The sequence below is a fragment of the Bacillus cereus group sp. TH152-1LC genome (assembly GCF_027710505.1).
GTDB lineage: Bacteria > Bacillota > Bacilli > Bacillales > Bacillaceae_G > Bacillus_A > Bacillus_A mobilis.
This window is the reverse complement of the sequence record NZ_JAQFNK010000012.1, coordinates 83,650-101,662: the sequence shown is the minus strand read 5'-3', so window position 1 is coordinate 101,662 and position 18,013 is coordinate 83,650. Positions and strand designations below refer to the sequence as shown.

Sequence of the window (18,013 nt, the reverse complement as noted above, 5' to 3'; positions counted from 1 at the left end):
AGTATACATTTATTTTATATACTTTGTTTTGAACAAAATGTATTATATATTCACAATTGCTTCTCTTTTTATAATTCTTTCGTACAGCTCTTCTGATAATTTCCTGAAGTTATCTGGCATATCTTTCCCTTTAAACTTCTTTTGAAGCGTGCCATATAAACCTATATCGCGTAAGCGTAAAAATAGCGGTAACGATTCATACCAACTATCCGCCAGTCTGTGCTCATACTCATATCCTTTTCGTAACACTTGTAATTGTTTACGAGCAAAACCTGTCTTCTCTTCCGCTGTCCACGGTGTAAATAGAACAGAGTAATAGAGAACCATCGCTAAATCATGTATAAAGTAATTATAAGCCGCATCATCAAAGTCAAAGATTGTTAGCTCTTTACCATCATAATGAAAATTACCTGGATGAATGTCACCGTGCATAAGGCCGAATGTTTCTCTTTCAATTGGAAGAGCCTTTATTTCATCCATTAATACCGCTGCAATCTTTTTTACTTGATCATCTTCTAATTCATTAACAATGCCACTTTCATCTTCTTCCCACGTATCACGATAGTCTGTTTTAGGATAGTTCATTGTTAGGCGATGCAGTTGTCCAATTGCTTTGCCCCATGCTTCAAAATAAGCATCTCCCCAATAAGGCGACTCTTCTCCTTTTACTTGCTCACCTTCTGCATATGTAAATAAAGAAGCGAAAAAGAAACTTTCATCCTCTGCTCCGATTTCTTCTACAAGATTTTGAGACGTTGAATAAAGAGGCCCTGCTACCTTTGCCCCATGCTCTGCAACATATCGTAAAAAATCTAGTTCCGCTTCGACTTCTTTTTTTGAACGGTGAGAAGAGTGGGTTAAACGTAATACGTAATCTTCACCACGATTGCCCTTCGCCTTAAAAATATAATTTTCAAAATCTCCAAGTGGTTTCTCTTCCACTATTACATGAAATGCCTTTGCTGCTCTTCTTAAAATCTCTTTTGTAAAAACTCGTTCTACAGATATTTCCATATGTATCCCTCCTATATATCTTCTTAATTCGACACAAACGTGAGCAGTACTGCTATGAAATTGAATAGTGCGTAGAAGATAATAGAACATAACCTTCAAGCCTATTTTTTCAAACAACCCAAGCATAATTTTCTCACAAAAAGCAAAAATTAACAGAAATGATTTCAAAGGAAAGGAGATGGAAAGTATGACTGAACAGAAAAGTTCACAACAAGATAATAACAAAAAGCATATGTTTCCATCACTTCCGGAGAACATTAATTACATTGAAAATAAACTTTTCCATTCTGATGATATAAAAAAACTAGATCTCCCTTTTCAAAACGGAAAAGGAACGATCTTATATATCGAATCCTTATCAGATCCAAATTTAATTCATCAATTAGCTCTTGAGCCATTATTAACGCGGTCTGATTTATCTTTAGAGAAAGCTTTTTCCACGTTAAATATGAAAAAAGAAACGAATTTGAATTATGGGGTACAGCTTTTATTACAAGGAAAATCCTTATATTTTCATGAACATGTCGACAGTTTTTGTATTTTCAAAACGGCTTTATCTTTAAAGAGAGATATAACAGAACCTGATAATGAAGGTATTGTACGTGGACCGCATACTGGTTTCGTAGAAGATTTAGCAACCAATTTAGCTTCTATTCGTAAACTCATAAAAAGTCCAAATGTCGTCGTTAAATATTTCACACTTGGTGAAGAAATGCACACGAAAGTGGCAATTGCTTACATGCAAAACATAGCGAATGACGATCTCGTTACAGAAGTAAAAAGACGGTTAGAAACGATTAAAACGGACGCACTTATGCCTCCAGGATACATACAAGAATTTATAGAGGATACGTCTTTCTCACCCTTCCCGCAGCAATTAAATACAGAGCGTCCAGATAGAGTCGCAGCAAATTTAATGGAAGGGCGCGTCGCTATTTTATCTGATGGAGATCCAACAGCGCTCATCGTACCTGTTACGTTATTCGCTTTCTATCAATCACCAGATGATTATAATAACCGCTGGATTGTCGGTTCTTTCGTCCGAATGATTCGTTTAGTAAGTTTTTTAATTGCTTTTCTCTTACCAGCTTTATATATTGCAACTGTCGCTTTTCATCCTGATGTGTTGCCGCTCGAACTTGTGTACACAATTAAAGCTTCATTAGAGAAAGTACCACTCCCACCTATTTTTGAAGCGCTCTTAATGGAGTTAATTTTCGAGTTATTACGGGAAGCTGGTATTCGTCTACCGAGCCGCGTTGGACAAACAATCGGTATTGTAGGTGGTTTAGTAATTGGTGATGCAATTGTAAAAGCGGGACTCGTTTCTTACACAATGATTATCGTTGTAGCTTTAACTGCAATCTCATCTTTTCTCGTTCCATCAAACGATATGAGTTCAGCTGTTCGAATTCTCCGTTTTCCATTAATGCTCCTTGCTGCCATATTCGGTTATGTAGGAATATCATTCGGTCTAATTATAACTTTCGTTCACTTATGTCAGCTTCATTCTTTTCATACACCATATCTTTCTCCCCTTGCACCAATGCGGATAAAGGATATGAAAGATTCTTTCGTAAGGCTACCAATTTGGTCATTTTGGGAAAGACCACATGATCCAAAACCGAAAAAAATGCAGCGCCAACATGTAACGAGAGAGGATGAGGACGGTGACAAACACGCAAAGTAAAATTTCTCTAGTTCAATTTACCCTTTTCGTTATTCAATGCCAAATCGGAGTCGGTATACTTTCTCTCCCAAACCGTCTTCACTCAATAGCGAAAGGTGGTGGGTGGATTTCTGCTCTCATCGCTGGACTTGCAATTCAGCTTATTATTTTACTTATGTGGCTTTTCTTAAAACGATTTCCTGATGCTGATATGTACGAAAGTGTTTGTATGTTATTTGGTAATAAATTTGGAAAACTATTAGGTTTTCTTTATGTTTTTTATTTCACTCTTATTGGTATGACAGTTATGTTAAGCGCTTGTAATGTCATTAAAGTTTGGATATTACAGGCCACTCCTTGGTCTGCCATTCTCATGCTATTTACAATAGCTTGTTGTTATGTAGCTTATAATACGTTTAAAGTCATCGTACGATTTTATGTCATGGCCTCTATTCTTATTTTACCTATGGCGCTTTTAATTGGACTTGGGCTCTCACGGGCTGATTTTTCTTATATTTTTCCCATTACAGAGGCTGGATGGTGGAATATTATTCAAGCATCGAAAGAAACAATTACGGCTATGTATGGTTTTGAAATCTTTCTCATCGCATTTCCTAAAGTAAATGGGACTGCTGTTGCAAAACTAAAAGCAATTTCTATCGCTAATGGATTTGTAACTCTCTTTTATGCTTTTACCGTTTGGATTTGCTTTATCGTATTTAGCCCAAAACAAGTTGAGCTTATTCCAGAACCAGTTGCTTACTTATTACGCTCCTTGCATATCGGGATTATAGACCGAACTGATTTACTATTCATACCAATTTGGATGATAACTGTTGTAGCTTCTATTGCTAGTTATTACTGTGCAGCCTCTATAGGAATCGGGCATATCTTCAATCTTGCTAATCATAAAAAGGCTGTTCCAATCGTTGGTATTATTGCTTTTAGTGTAGCCTTATTTATAGATACACCTGAAGAATTAAAAGTAATTTCAACTTTCACTGATAAGTTCACCTATATTTTCATCGTTGTCCTCCCTTTTTTATTTCTACTTTATTCAGTAATAAGAAAGAAGAAAGGAGAACAGTATGTTCAAAAAAAGAGTTAAATTACTTTTTATATTATGTACTAGTTCCCTCCTTTCTGGCTGTTGGGATCAAGAACCATTAAGAGAAGCGAGATTAGCTTATAGTATTGGATATGATATTACGGAAGAGAATAAACTTCAGCAAACGGGCATAACGTAAGGGATACAAGCGATGCCTTAAAAAAAAATGTGACTGGTAATATTCGCTATTTCAAATATGGTGTTCAATTACTAGGAACCAAAATTCTAAAAAAAGGTATACTACCCTATTTAGATGTCAGCTTTCGGGACCCAACAAACCCAACGGCTTTAGTAAAACTTATTGCAGTAGATGGTGAAACGTCCGAAATACTGGAAAAAAAGAAAGTAGGAAATTTACTAATTGGAGATTTTCTAAAGAAAAAAGTGAAAAGCTTAGAAGATATGAGTGTATTTCCAAAAGAAACTTTAGAAACAGCTGCTACAAAAATGTTAGATCCCGGTAAAGACTTTACCCTCCCTTCTATAAAAATAAAAGGAAAAGAAGTAATTACAAACGGGTTAGCTTTATTTAACAATGATAAATTAACTGGGCATTTATCTTTGAAACAATCTGTTTTATTCGTATTATTAACCGGAAAAATGGGAACAAGCGCCCGTATAACCCAAAAACTTACTAGCGATGAATCAGAGAAAACATCTGATTATTTAACAATGGAAATTAGCAATCGAAAGTTAAAACGAGACTTAAAAATAACAACAGATAAAAAAGGAAATGTTTATGCTCACATTAAGCTCCAACTAAAAGTAATAGCACTTGAAGCCCCAAGAGATAATATTTATAAAATGGAAGCAAGAAAAAAACTAAATAAGGAATTATCAAAGCAACTTACGAAAGAAGCGAAAAAAATAACAAACAAACTACAAAAAGCAAATTGTGATGCTTTCGGAATTGGTAGACATCTCATTGCTTATCATCCTGACTTATGGAAGAAAAAAAATTGGAATAAAGATTATGCAAAAGTAAAATTTAAGCCTGAGGTAGAAGTAAGCATTTTGTATAGCGGTGTCTTAAAATAAAAGGTTGTATGCCACGCGGGCATACAACCTTTCTATTTCGTATAACGATATACAATGGATTCATATGGTCTTAAGTTAAGGTTTGTAATATTCTTGCTGGAATCTTTATAATTCGACAGTAGTATTTCTTGTTTCATTCCATCTAATTGAACATGTGCTGGTACAGCGTACGTTATTTCTTCTCCATAGAAGTTATTGATAACAAGTAATATTTCATCATTTACAGTACGTGTGTATGCCCAAATCTTAGGATGATTTCCATCTAAAATAGCATATTCTCCTTCTGTAATAACATCATACGTTTTTCTAAGTTCTATTAACTTTTTATAATGATAAAATACAGATTCCTTATCTTCTAATGCCCTCTCTACGTTTATTTCTGTAAAGTTTTCTGCCACTGAAATCCAAGGTGTACTTGTTGTAAAACCACTGTTTACCTTTTCATTCCACTGCATCGGAGTACGGGAGTTATCACGAGATTTTTGTTTTAAAATCTCGATAATCTCTTCTTTTGATAATCCTTTTTCTCGCTTTATATCGTATATGTTTAATGATTCTACATCGCGATATTGCTCAATGGATTCAAATTTAGGATTCGTCATACCGATTTCTTCGCCTTGATAAATGTAAGGTGTGCCCTGCAACATATGCATAGCTGTTGCTAACATTTTCGCAGATTCATTTCGGTACTTTCTATCATCACCGAAGCGTGACACAATACGAGGCTGGTCATGATTACACCAGAATAATGCATTCCATCCTCCGCCCTTTTGCATTTCAATTTGCCAATTAGACATAATCTCTTTTAATTTAATAAAATCAAAATCTGCTTTCGTCCACTTGTCTCCATTCGGATAATCTACTTTTAAATGATGAAAACTAAATGTCATACTTAATTCACTGCGCTCAGGGTTTGAATATTTAATACAATTATCAATTGTCGTAGATGACATTTCTCCAACTGTAATTACATCTTTCCCTTCAAAAACATTTCGGTTCATCTCTTGTAAATATTCATGAACCCGCGGACCATCTGTATAATATTTACGGCCATCGCTTGTCGCCTTACTTCCGTCATCATTTAAAAACTGTTGATCTTTTGAAATTAAATTAATAACATCTAATCGGAATCCAGTTACCCCTTTATCCAGCCAAAAACGCATCATATCATATACTTCTTCACGAAGTTTTTCATTTTCCCAATTTAAATCCGCTTGCGTCTCATCAAATAGATGTAAAAAATATTGCTCTGTCTTCTCATCATATTTCCAAGCTGACCCACCAAACTTAGATTGCCAATTATTTTTTTCATCACGCCAAATGTAATAATTACGATATGGACTATTTTTATCTTCCTTCGCTTCCTTAAACCACTTATGCTCCGTCGAACTATGATTTACAACGATATCAAGCATAATTTCAATATTACGTGCCTTTGCTTCTTCTAAAAGCTCTTCAAACTCTTCCATCGTTCCGTAAGATGGATCAATGCTGTAGTAATCACTTACATCGTATCCATTATCATTTTGTGGTGATTGGTATATCGGTGTTAACCAAATATAATCTACTCCGAGTTCTTTTAAATAATCTAGTTTCTCTGTAACCCCTTTTATATCACCGGTTTCTTTATTGTAATAGCTATTAAAGCTCTTCGGATAAATTTGATAAACTACACTTTTATGCCAATCCTTCATGTTTAACTTCCTCCTACTTCTGTTTTGCTCGTTTTGCAAATAACCACGTTAACGTAAATGGGATTACAACCGCGATAATCATTCCGACAATAAATATTGGAATCGATTTCGGAATGATAGAAATAAATGCTGGTAATCCGCCAATTCCGATGGCAGGTGCTAATACACCATTTAGCGTAATAAATATAGCTGCAGTAGCTGATCCTATAATCGCTGCATAGAACGGGAATTTATTTCGTAAGTTTACACCAAACATAGCTGGCTCGGTAATACCGAAATATGCTGAGATTGCTGATGTAGATGCCATACTTTTATCATTTTGATTTTTAGAAATCCAGAACATCGCAAGTGCCGCACTACCTTGCGCAATGTTAGAAAGAGCAATCATTGGCCAAATGAATGTACCACCGTGCTGTGCAATTAATTGTAAGTCGATAGCAATAAACATATGATGCATACCTGTAATGACAAGCGGTGCATATAATGCTCCAAACAATACTGCTCCAACTACTGGTACTGTTTCATCTACACCTACTAATCCAGCTGTTAATAAATCTCCAATATGACGTGTAACTGGACCAATAATTCCTAATGCTAACACACCTGTTACAACAATCGTTGTAATGGGTACAACTAATAATTGAATTGCATTTGGTACATGTTTCTTCAAGAAAATTTCCACTTTACTTAATACGAATGCTGCTACTAAAACCGGTAAGATTTGACCTTGATACCCTACCTTTTCAATTTGAAATAATCCTAAAATATCGAAGTACTCAATCTTTTGTCCATCTAAACCAGTCGCTGCTTTACCATAATCCCACGCATTTAATAAGGCTGGATGCACAAGCATTAATCCCATAACAATCCCTAATATCGGACTACCACCAAAACGCTTCGTTGCTGACCAACCGACAAGTGCTGGTAAGAATACGAATGCTGTATTCGCCATCATATTAATTAAATCCCAAAGACCACTTAAGTTTGGATACACATCTAATAAATTTTTACCTTCAAAAAATAAGTCCTTCGCCCCTAATAGATTGTTAATTCCCATTAGTAAACCAGCTGTTACGATTGCTGGTAATATCGGCATAAATACATCTGAAAATACTTTTACAAACTTTTGAGCTGGATTTAACTTTTGGTTTCCAGAGTCTTTCACGTCAGCTACTGTCGCTTCCTTCATACCTGCAAGCGTTATCAATTCCGCATATACTCGATCCACATCTCCTGGACCAATTACAATTTGAAATACCCCAGCGTTATGAAACGCTCCCTTCACTAATGAAATAGACTGCAATTTATCATTATCTATTTTACTTTCATCTTTTAAAGCGATACGGAGCCTCGTTACACAGTGTGCAGCTTGTTCAATATTGTCTTTCCCACCAATATACTGCAACACTTCCTCTGCTGTTTTACGATAGTCTTTCCCCATATTCCCGTCCCTCTTTTCTTTTTTTGATACCGTTTACAATTACATATTAACTCGTATATATAAGTTAGTCAACACTCGTATATACGAGTTTTTTATTTTTTTATAAAAAAAGAGATGAAACAATAGTTTGTTCCATCTCTTTACTTCCTCCGCGCCACATCCGAAAAATGAAAAATATCTAAACGATGGCGTGATTCTGTATATTCGAACTGACTTCCATCATAAAAATGCGTAAAGTTTTTCACAACGACAACATAGTCTGTTCCATTTAAATCTAAATACTTTCTATCGTCCTCTGTACATGGCTGCACTTCAATTACCCTCTGTGAGTAACTAATATGAAGATCTAGTTCTTTCTCAATGTATTTATAAATAGACTTCGCTGCAATTTCACTCGTTAATCCAGGAATATATTCCGATACAAAATGATTGATATCCAAAATTACTTTTTCTCCATCAATATTTCGTACGCGTTTAATGTGATCTATTTCTGTTTTCTCTTTCACATTTAATAGCTTTGCAACCTCTTTTGTCGCTTTTACTCTCTCCATTTCCACGACTTCTGTAATACAATGACGTCCTAAACGTTCATTTTCTTCTTGGAAACTTACAATACCACCAAAGTTGAATTCAATGTTTTTTCGCTTTAAAACAAAAACACCTTTTCCATGTATTTTTTGAACATATCCACGCTCTTGTAATAAATCTACAGCTTTTCTTACCGTACCTCGGCTTGCTTCATACTGCTTCATTAATTCAGTTTCTGATGGGATTTTGCATCCCTCTTTTAATTGTTTATTATCAATTGACTTGCTGATTTCTGTATAAATTTGTTCATACTTGCTCATCATCTACAATAGCCCCTTGTCACCTTCTAATTCTATATGTATTATACCACGCTACACTCTTCTGCCAATCTCTCACTTATTTTCCAGTATAGGAAAAATACAGGTAAATATTTAATCTCTAAAACGTATTTTTATAAAAATTTTTATATTTTTCTTTTCATTCAAAAAAACATGTAGTATACTAACTTCAAAATCAGAGGAGAAAGGGAGCAAAGAACTATGCTTACTTATACAACAATTGTAGTTACATTTGCACAAAAACATCATCATCATACGTAACCCTTGAAACCTAGCGGGAAAATTACGCGTAGGTACAAGGGTTATTCCCGTTGTACCTACGTTAGGCGAAGAGCCATGTAGGTATTTTTTATCTACATGGCTCTTTTTTTATTGCCAAAAAGCTAGTAAAAAATGATGTTTACGCAAAACTTACTACAAAGGAGTTAACAAAAATGGAAACGAAAAAATGGGGATTATGGATTTTAACAGCTTTTGTGATCGGAAATATGGTTGGCGGTGGCGTATTTATGCTCCCAGCAAATTTAGCACACGTATCGGGTCCAATGGGTTCTACACTTGCGTGGAGTATTACAGGACTTGGCGTATTTATGATTGCACTCGTATTTGGAAATTTAGCAATCCGAAAGCCAGAATTAAAAGCTGGACCACAAAGTTATGCTCAAGCAATGTTCCCTTCAAAAAAAGCGGGTAAAGTTGCAGGATACAGTATGGCATGGGGATATTGGGCTGCAAACTGGGCTGCAACCGCATCTGTTATTATTTCCTTTGCTGGATATTTATCAACATTCTTTCCAGTTTTACAAAGTAAGCAAATTCTCTTTTCAACGAACGGATTTTCACTAGAACTCGGAAAAGGATTAACTTTCCTCGTATGTAGCCTTATGTTATGGGGAATTCAATATATTCTTTCTCAAAATATTGACCGAGCTGGGAATATGAATCTTCTTGCTACCATTGCAAAGATTATCGGATTTACAATGTTTATTGTAATCACATTATTCATTTTCAATGCCTCTAATTTCGGAGACGGTCAAACATTTATGAATGAAGCGGGACAATCCATTTCGTTAGGTGGACAAATCAACTCAGCTGCTATCGCAACACTTTGGGCATTTATCGGTATTGAATCTGCTGTAATGCTTTCTAATCGTGCAAAATCTCAGCGCGATGTAAAAAAGGCTACCATTTTCGGATTAATTATCGCTCTTCTTATTTACATGTCAATTACTCTACTTACAATGGGAGCACTCTCGCAAGATGCTTTAAAAGAATCGCAAAAACCATTAGTAGACGCGTTAAATTTAGCAATTGGTACTAAAGGCGCATATATCATGGCTTTACTTGCACTTGTATCTTTATTTGGATCTACAGTTGGATGGATCGTTGTTAGTTCAGAAGTACCTTATCAGGCAGCAAAGAATGGACTTTTCCCTAAGTTTTTTGCGAAAACAAATAAAAAAGGTAGTCCTTCAAAATCATTATTTATTACAAATGTGATGACGCAAATTTTCTTATTCTCAACGATTTCCGGCACTGTGTCAGAAGCTTATAATTTCGCTATCGTTGTAGCAACATTAGCTTATTTAATTCCATACCTTGTTTCTACGCTGTACCAATTCAAATTGGTTATTACAGGAGAAACGTATGATGTAATGCCAGGCTCTCGAATAAAGGATGGGATCATTACTGCATTAGCATTTGTATACTCTATTTGGGTTATCAAAACCGGAACTGCTGATTTAAAAACGTTCTTCTTAGGAATTGGATTGTTCGTATTAGGTCTTATTCTTTATCCAGTACTAATGAAAAACTCACAAAAAACGAATTAAAAAAAGAGAAGCTACCAGCTTCTCTTTTTTTATTAAAAATCTGTAATTAACTTTTCTTTTAACTCTCCTACAGATAAAGGCTTCGCATAATAAAATCCTTGTACGTAATCACAGCCCATAGATTGTAATAAACTTTCTTGCTCTACTGTTTCTACCCCTTCAGCAACTACTGCTAAATTTAAACTATGAGCAATTTCAATAACAGATTTTACAATCGTTCGCTCTGGCTGTGCATGATCATAATGAAATTCACGAATAAAGTTACGATCAATTTTTACTATATCCAGTGGTAGTTGTTTTAGGTAATATAAAGAAGAATAGCCCGTTCCGAAGTCATCTAAAGCAATTAAAATACCCATATTTCTTAATTCTTGTAATGTAGCAATAATATAATCAAAATGACGAACAGCAATGCTTTCTGTTATTTCTAAAATTAAACGATTCGGTGGAAAGCCAGTTCTCCTTAAAATGCTACGTACAGATAAAATAAAACGCTTTTGCATTAATTGTTGTATGGATAAATTCACAGATAACTTTAGTCCTTCTTCGTAATCTGGCAATGTTTTAAACAAGCGACATGACTTTTCTAATACCTAGTCTCCTAATTTTATAATAAGTCCAGATTCTTCAGCTACTGGAATAAATTCGTCTGGCGAAATAGGGCCTTCTTCTGTCGAACAACGTGCTAAAGCCTCAATACCAGTATATTTCTTCGTTTTCAAATCAATAATAGGCTGCAGTGCCACATCTAACTCTTCATCACGAATTGCCTTTTGCAAAGCGAATTCAATTTTCATTCTACGATTTATTTTCGCACGTAACTCATCTGTAAAGAAACACGCGGCATTTCTGCCCTGTTCTTTCGCGCTATACATAGCTAAATCCGAATTCTTCAATAAAGTTTCTACATCTTGTCCATCTTGCGGATATGAGCACAGCCCTAGACTAGCTGAAATGTATACTTCATGACCTTCAAGCATAAATGGTGCCTGAAAACACGACAACACTGATGTCGCTAACTGCCTCATTTCATCTTGCGTATGTTTTTTTGTTAACAACACAAATTCGTCGCCACCCAGTCTAGCCAGGACGTCTTTCTCTCCTAGCACATAATGCAACCGTGAAGCAACTTCGCTCAAAAGTAAATCCCCTATCATATGACCTAGCGTATCGTTTACTAATTTAAAACGATCCAAATCAAAGTAAATCATACCAAATTCTTTTTTGCCTGCAATCATCTCGTTTACAGTCGTTATTAACTGCAATCGGTTCGGTAAACTCGTTAAAGCATCATGATACGCAAGTTCCCTATAACGACTTTCACTTAACCGTAGCCTCTGTTCTGCTTCTTTCCTACTACTAATATCATTTCGGATTGCTATAAATTGATATGGCTCTCCTTTTTCATTTAAAAATGGAACAATTGTTGTTTTAACCCAATAATATGTCCCATCTTTTGCTTGATTTCGAATCTCACCTCTCCATACTTTTCCGCTCAAAATGCGCTTCCAAAGAATTTGAAAAAATGATTTTGGGTGATATCCTGAATTTAAAATACGATGATCTTTCCCTATTAACTCTTCTCGTGTATATTTGGAGATTTCACAAAATTTATCATTTACATATGTAATAAGACCATTTCGGTCTGTAATCGCAACAATTGAAGACTCATCTAATGCTAACTTTAAATCTCGCAATGAAGAGTCATATAATGCATGACCTCTTTGTTCTAGCATGCGCATCTCTCCTTGCTTCCTATCTGACTAAGACACAACTTGTTTCTTTTCATAGAAATAGAGATATTTCATTTCCTAATAATCGTCCTTTACATAAATCACATTTTGAAATATGCCGATTAAAATAACATAATATTATTTGTAATAAAAAGCAATATAATACCGCTTCAATTATAAATAGTAGTTTCTGACCGTTATAATTAGCTTACTTTATTATACCTTATTCATTCTCTTACATTCCTTTATAACTAGCTCCATACAACCACTGTTCCCTACTAATTCCGCTCACATTTAACCTCTTTACTTTACTAGCGAAATAGAAGTATGATCACACTATACAACTATTCACGAATAATAATATAGAAATTAAAATTCGTATATATGTTTTTGAATTACAATAACAAAATATTAACATATTTCCACCTTTATTTTGGAAGTATTTTATAAATAAATACTTTATTAAACGAAAAAAAGAGGGTAGCCTCTTTTCTTCGTTTAATACGGATATGGCATTTGCTGATAACCCGGATATGGCGTTGGATATGGTGCTGGGTATGGCGCTGGATAAGCTACTGGGTACGGTGCTGGATAGTAGCCTCCACCTGCTGCACCCGTTAATGCACCAGCTGTAAGTCCGCCTAACATGCCTCCAGCAAAACTTCCAGGGAAAAATCCACCGCCCCATGAGCCGCCACCCCAGCCCCATCCACCACCGTGATGATGATGATGATCATAATGATTGTGTCCACCATGATGATTATGCCCTCCATTATGATGGTGCCCGCCATGAGTATGACGATAATACAATCCGTTATTTTCTATATAATTCATGTTCCCTCTCTCCTTTTCCATTTTCTCATCTTAATAGATATTGTATGAATAGTACGGACCTTGTTGGTAACCTATATAATAGGAAGAATCCACGTAATATGGTTATCCCCTTTCCTATATAAGGGGCAAGGATTTTGTCCCTCCTACACTGTTTATTAACCAGCAAATAGCGGGCTAATAACGTAACAATATACTGTATGTAGGACAAATGCGGAAAGCATGAGGAAAATGTCTATATTTTGTAAAAAAAACAAAACACTTTATAATAAGAATGTCGGATTGTACCTTTTTATATAAGAATTCTATATTTAAGAAAGATTAGAGGAATTTTATAGCAATGAAGAAACCTATCGTTCAATTATTATTGGTATTTATAATTGTATCTATCGTACTCTTACTTTTAGATACGCCTATCCTCTCACTATATACCTTTTTCGGTGTATTATGGTCTCTTACAATCATAGGAATATCTTTCGTTATTTTTATCGAAAATAGATCTCCACAAAGCACCTTAGCATGGTTTTTAGTATTAGCACTTCTTCCCGTTGTAGGTGTGCTTTTATACTCTATTTTCGGGCGTAGCCGTTGGAGAAGAAAAAAACATCTCCATCGTTCAGAAGAACAAAGAAAATTATTCCGTGAAATATTAGAAGGAAGACGAGTAGAATTATCACTCACAGTCCCCTTACATGAGCGTTCTACACATTTAACAAAAGTTATACAAAAATTTGGAGGCGGACCTGCCGCAGATAGAACAACTACAAAACTTTTAACAAACGGAGATCAAACATTCTCAGAAATTTTGCAAGCTATCGAGCAAGCAAAACACCACATACATATTCAATACTATATTTATAAATCTGATGAGATTGGTACAAAAGTTCGGGATGCGTTAATAAAAAAAGCAAAATCTGGTGTTATTGTACGCTTCCTTTATGATGGATTAGGAAGTAATACGTTAAGAAGACGCTTTTTAAAACCTATGAAAGAAGCTGGGATTGAAATTGTTGAATTTGACCCTATTTTTTCAGCTTGGTTACTTGAAACAGTTAATTATCGTAACCACCGTAAAATCGTCATTGTAGATGGAGAAATCGGGTTTACCGGAGGACTCAACGTCGGTGATGAATATCTTGGCCGTTCAAAAAAATTCCCCATTTGGCGTGATAGTCATTTAAAAATAGAAGGAAAAGCGTTATATAAATTACAAGCAATCTTTCTAGAGGACTGGCTCTATGCATCTAGTGGGTTGAATACTTATTCGTGGGATCAATTTATGAATAGACAATACTTCCCAGGTAAAGAAATTTCAAATGCAGAAGGTGCTGTGCAAATTGTAGCAAGCGGACCAAGCTCAGATGATAAAAGCATTCGCAATACATTATTAGCCGTTATGGGATCTGCAAAAAAATCGATTTGGATCGCTACACCATACTTTATTCCAGATCAAGAAACTTTAACATTATTACGTTTAAGTGCAATATCTGGCATAGATGTACGCATTTTATATCCTGGTAAAAGTGATAGTATTATTAGTGATCAAGCATCACAATCCTACTTCACTCCACTTTTAAAAGCCGGTGCCTCCATTTATAGTTATAAAGATGGTTTTATGCATGCAAAAATTGTACTCGTTGATGATAAAATCGCGACAATTGGAACGGCAAATATGGACGTACGTAGCTTTGAATTAAATTACGAACTTATTAGCGTACTATATGAATCAGAAACCGTTCATGATATTAAACGTGATTTTGAAGATGACTTTAAGCATTCTACTGAAATTAAATGGAACGCATTCCAAAAAAGAAGTATCAAAAAACGAATATTAGAGTCTTTTATGAGGCTCATTTCTCCTTTACTGTAAGCAGTCAATGTAATATTGATTGCTTTTTCTTTTGTATTTCTCCTCTCCCCTTTTCTTTGCATACCATATTAAAACAAGTTATCATAAGATGTATTACTTTATGAAAATAATGTTAGGTGGGAAATACATGTTAGAACAATTTCATATACATGCTGATTTAAAACAACAGCTCTCAAACATTCACGAAAAGAATAAGCAAGAAGCTGGTGAAAATGCACATTTAATTGGTAAGAAAATATATAAAGCATCTGATAACAGCATTATTGAAGATGCTATTACAGCACTTCTTCTTGGCAAAAACATTCTATTAAAAGGGCCGACTGGTAGTGGTAAAACAGTACTAGCTGAAACTCTTTCTTCTTTATTCCAAAAACCAATGCATAGCATTAACTGTTCCGTTGATCTAGATGTAGAAGGTATTTTAGGATACAACACACTACAAACGAAAGATGGTGCATCTGAAGTTACATTTGTTAACGGTCCTCTTATGAAAGCAATGAAGAGCGGTCATTTCCTATATATTGATGAAATCAATATGGCAAAACCTGAAACGTTACCACTTCTTCACGGTGCATTAGATTACCGTAAAATGATTACTAACCCGTTTACACAAGAAGGTGTATACGGTGATGAAGAATATCGCGTAATCGCAGCAATTAATGAAGGTTACGTTGGTACAAGTGAACTAAACGAAGCATTAAAAAACCGTTTCGTTATTATTGAAGTTCCTTACATTCAAGGTGATACATTAAAAGAACTATTATTAGCTGAATCAAAATTAAATGATGTTGCAACAATTGAAAAGTTCGTTGCATTTGCAAGCGACCTTATGCCTTTAGCTCGTGATGGACGTGTAAGTGAAGAGGCAGCAAGTATTCGTGGCATTATCGACGCATGTGATTTAGGTGTATATATTCCTGTTATGCGTGCAATTGAACGTAGTATTATCGCAAAATTAAACGATGAAACAGAACAAATGACTGTCCGTGAATTAGCAGAAAGTTATTTCTTTGAGGGATAATTCATGAGACAAATTTTTAGTGACAAAAAAATTGATGCGTCGCTGTTTCTACAAATGGAAAACTTAATGTATGCTCTTCTAAAAGAAGACGATGCCTACCTTGAGTATGGCTATAAAGCATACTACGACGAAATTGAAAAAAAGGTTGTCATTAGTCACTTTTGGGATGATCGAAAAGAAGAGGATACAGTAATCGGATTAAAAAGCGAAGTGTTTTTAAAAGCACTTGGTAATAAACATTACTCGGACATGACTTTAATTCGTTCTTATGCGATTGAATTACAAGAATCACCCTTGAAAAAGTTTTTAACGCAATTATTTGTTCTATTAGAAGATTTACGTGTTGAGGAAATCGTAAAAAACTTACGCCCTGGCACAAAGCATGTTTTTAAAAGAAGAAAAGAAATGTATCGCAATTACTTCGGCTCACAAAATGAAATCAATCGTGTTCGTAACTATCACGGTGATCGTCTATTTTGTCTCTGCTATCTTTCATTAACGAGCGATAAATATGAGATGTTTAATAATGAATACTTCGAGCAAATTGAAGCCATTTTGCATGAAACATTCCAAGCTCGTAATACGGAAGATATTATGTATATCGTTGAGAAAATTCGTTATCGATTAGAAGAGCTCCTTGAAAGTGATATGCTGAACAACTATTTCGGACATGCTCCGCTTTATTTATCTGTCATTGCAGACGAAAAGAACTGTCGCGTCGAAGATTTAGCAAATGATGATACGCAGCTCATAGATGACGATGAAAATAAAAACAAAATGGATGAAAGTTTCTCGACATGGCATCGTGAAAATAAAAATAACGAAAACGAGAACTTTTTACGCTTTGAATTAGAAAGCGGAACAAAAACAAATATGATGGGTGACACTGCTCGTGAATCAGAAGATGGTGACCAAGCACTTGGCTCTGTACAAGGTACTTCTCAAAAGAGTACACAATCTAACTTTGATGGTGCTGATACAGAAGAAGCAAGAGCTTCACACGCTTCTGGCCAAAACGACGGTGCATACGGTAAGTATAACGTTGGTGCTTCTCATACATTTAAAGAAGCCCGCAAAGCAAATACCGATGAGAAAAAAAATTACCAAGCCATCAAATCAGTCGTTAATAAAGATGTAAAAGAATTAAAGAAAATTATCGAAAAAACGATTGAAAATAAAACGAATGCAAATAGTGATAAATATTACGGAAGACTTCGTAAGAAATTCCTTCGTATTTATACTGAAAAGCAACCGCGTATGTTTTATAAAAAAGGACAAGAATCACAAGAGCTCGACGTTGCATTCCAATTACTAGTGGACTGCTCTGGTTCTATGTATAACAAAATGGAAGAAACGAAAAAGAGTGTGGTCCTATTCCATGAAGCATTGAAATCTTTAAAAATCCCGCATGCTATTAGCGGATTTTGGGAAGATGCTTCTAGTGCTAAACCTGAAGATAAGCCAAACGTTATCCATGAAGTTGTAACGTATAAAAACTCAACGTTACCAGGCGTTGGTCCTGAAATTATGCAGCTTCGCGAAGAAGAAGATAACCGCGACGGATATATTATTCGTATCGTTTCTGAAAAGCTTGCGAAAAGACCAGAAAAGCATAAATTCTTACTTGTCTTTACAGACGGTGAACCTTCTGCGCTAGACTATCAACAAGACGGTATTTTAGATACGCATGAAGCTGTCAAACTTGCTCGTAAAAGTGGTATGGAAGTAATCGGAATCTTCATCGAAGAAGGCGAAGCGAAAGAAGCAACTTATCAATTAATGAAGAACATTTATAACCATCACTTCTTAGTTGCAAATCACGCTGAAGATTTACGTCTGAAGATTAAACCACTCTTGAAAAAGTTATTACTGAAGACGATTGAATAAAAAAACAGG

At 35.2% G+C, this 18,013-nt stretch carries 11 protein-coding genes and 2 pseudogenes; 7 read left to right on the top strand and 6 right to left on the bottom strand.

Annotated features, from left to right (window positions below; genetic code table 11):
- Window positions 1-42: 42 nt before the first annotated feature.
- A complete protein-coding gene (locus PDL00_RS22860) occupies window positions 43-1,014 on the bottom strand; it encodes a phosphotransferase enzyme family protein (protein WP_270731254.1) in 972 nt (323 codons plus the stop codon).
- A gap of 187 nt (window positions 1,015-1,201) precedes the next feature.
- On the opposite strand from PDL00_RS22860, the gene gerKA reads away from it, so the two are divergent.
- The 3 genes and pseudogenes from gerKA to PDL00_RS22845 all read left to right on the top strand — a co-directional run bounded on the left by gerKA (window position 1,202) and on the right by PDL00_RS22845 (window position 4,829).
- The gene (gene gerKA, locus PDL00_RS22855) at window positions 1,202-2,704 is read left to right on the top strand and encodes a spore germination protein GerKA (protein WP_270731253.1); all 1,503 of its coding nucleotides are present in this window, start codon (window positions 1,202-1,204) and stop codon (window positions 2,702-2,704) included.
- Window positions 2,685-3,791, top strand: coding sequence for a GerAB/ArcD/ProY family transporter (locus PDL00_RS22850; RefSeq protein ID WP_270731252.1), 1,107 nt, complete (start codon window positions 2,685-2,687; stop codon window positions 3,789-3,791). Before gerKA ends, PDL00_RS22850 begins: the two co-directional genes overlap by 20 nt.
- Window positions 3,772-4,829, top strand: a pseudogene (locus PDL00_RS22845) (Ger(x)C family spore germination protein). The gene PDL00_RS22850 and the pseudogene PDL00_RS22845 overlap by 20 nt, the downstream one beginning before the upstream one ends.
- A 32-nt stretch (window positions 4,830-4,861) precedes the next feature.
- On the opposite strand, the gene treC reads toward PDL00_RS22845, so the two are convergent.
- The 3 genes from treC to treR form a co-directional block, all read right to left on the bottom strand.
- On the bottom strand, window positions 4,862-6,523 hold the full coding sequence (treC, locus tag PDL00_RS22840) for an alpha,alpha-phosphotrehalase (RefSeq protein ID WP_098597524.1): 1,662 nt from the start codon (window positions 6,521-6,523) through the stop codon (window positions 4,862-4,864).
- Window positions 6,524-6,536: 13 nt separating this feature from the next.
- Complete coding sequence (gene treP, locus PDL00_RS22835; protein WP_270731251.1) at window positions 6,537-7,964, bottom strand: PTS system trehalose-specific EIIBC component; 1,428 nt, start codon at window positions 7,962-7,964, stop codon at window positions 6,537-6,539.
- 140 nt (window positions 7,965-8,104) lie between these two features.
- On the bottom strand, window positions 8,105-8,815 hold the full coding sequence (treR, locus tag PDL00_RS22830) for a trehalose operon repressor (RefSeq protein WP_098597525.1): 711 nt from the start codon (window positions 8,813-8,815) through the stop codon (window positions 8,105-8,107).
- Window positions 8,816-9,264: 449 nt separating this feature from the next.
- Here treR and PDL00_RS22825 point away from each other — a divergent pair, with 449 nt between their 5' ends.
- A complete protein-coding gene (locus tag PDL00_RS22825) occupies window positions 9,265-10,662 on the top strand; it encodes an amino acid permease (RefSeq protein WP_242255403.1) in 1,398 nt (465 codons plus the stop codon).
- Window positions 10,663-10,694: 32 nt separating this feature from the next.
- Here the strand turns inward: PDL00_RS22825 and PDL00_RS22820 are convergent.
- Window positions 10,695-12,398 (bottom strand): annotated as a pseudogene (locus PDL00_RS22820) (putative bifunctional diguanylate cyclase/phosphodiesterase).
- A 495-nt stretch (window positions 12,399-12,893) separates the two neighbouring features.
- The gene (locus tag PDL00_RS22815) at window positions 12,894-13,229 is read right to left on the bottom strand and encodes a cobalt transporter (protein WP_270731250.1); all 336 of its coding nucleotides are present in this window, start codon (window positions 13,227-13,229) and stop codon (window positions 12,894-12,896) included.
- Between the two features lie 337 nt (window positions 13,230-13,566).
- Here PDL00_RS22815 and PDL00_RS22810 point away from each other — a divergent pair, with 337 nt between their 5' ends.
- The 3 genes from PDL00_RS22810 to PDL00_RS22800 all read left to right on the top strand — a co-directional run bounded on the left by PDL00_RS22810 (window position 13,567) and on the right by PDL00_RS22800 (window position 18,004).
- A complete protein-coding gene (locus PDL00_RS22810) occupies window positions 13,567-15,096 on the top strand; it encodes a cardiolipin synthase (protein ID WP_242256605.1) in 1,530 nt (509 codons plus the stop codon).
- 127 nt (window positions 15,097-15,223) lie between these two features.
- Entirely contained in the window at window positions 15,224-16,117 is an 894-nt protein-coding gene (locus PDL00_RS22805) for an ATP-binding protein (RefSeq protein ID WP_270731249.1), read from the top strand.
- Window positions 16,118-16,120: 3 nt separating this feature from the next.
- Complete coding sequence (locus tag PDL00_RS22800) at window positions 16,121-18,004, top strand: vWA domain-containing protein (RefSeq protein WP_270731248.1); 1,884 nt, start codon at window positions 16,121-16,123, stop codon at window positions 18,002-18,004.
- Window positions 18,005-18,013 lie beyond the last annotated feature (9 nt).

Coding starts and splice junctions, on each gene's coding strand:
- PDL00_RS22860 (WP_270731254.1), bottom strand. CDS start 1,014: ATGGAAATATCTGTAGAACGAGTTTTTACAAAAGAGATTTTAAGAAGA.
- gerKA (WP_270731253.1), top strand. CDS start 1,202: ATGACTGAACAGAAAAGTTCACAACAAGATAATAACAAAAAGCATATG.
- treC (WP_098597524.1), bottom strand. CDS start 6,523: ATGAAGGATTGGCATAAAAGTGTAGTTTATCAAATTTATCCGAAGAGC.
- treP (WP_270731251.1), bottom strand. CDS start 7,964: ATGGGGAAAGACTATCGTAAAACAGCAGAGGAAGTGTTGCAGTATATT.
- treR (WP_098597525.1), bottom strand. CDS start 8,815: ATGATGAGCAAGTATGAACAAATTTATACAGAAATCAGCAAGTCAATT.
- PDL00_RS22825 (WP_242255403.1), top strand. CDS start 9,265: ATGGAAACGAAAAAATGGGGATTATGGATTTTAACAGCTTTTGTGATC.
- PDL00_RS22815 (WP_270731250.1), bottom strand. CDS start 13,229: ATGAATTATATAGAAAATAACGGATTGTATTATCGTCATACTCATGGC.
- PDL00_RS22810 (WP_242256605.1), top strand. CDS start 13,567: ATGAAGAAACCTATCGTTCAATTATTATTGGTATTTATAATTGTATCT.
- PDL00_RS22805 (WP_270731249.1), top strand. CDS start 15,224: ATGTTAGAACAATTTCATATACATGCTGATTTAAAACAACAGCTCTCA.
- PDL00_RS22800 (WP_270731248.1), top strand. CDS start 16,121: ATGAGACAAATTTTTAGTGACAAAAAAATTGATGCGTCGCTGTTTCTA.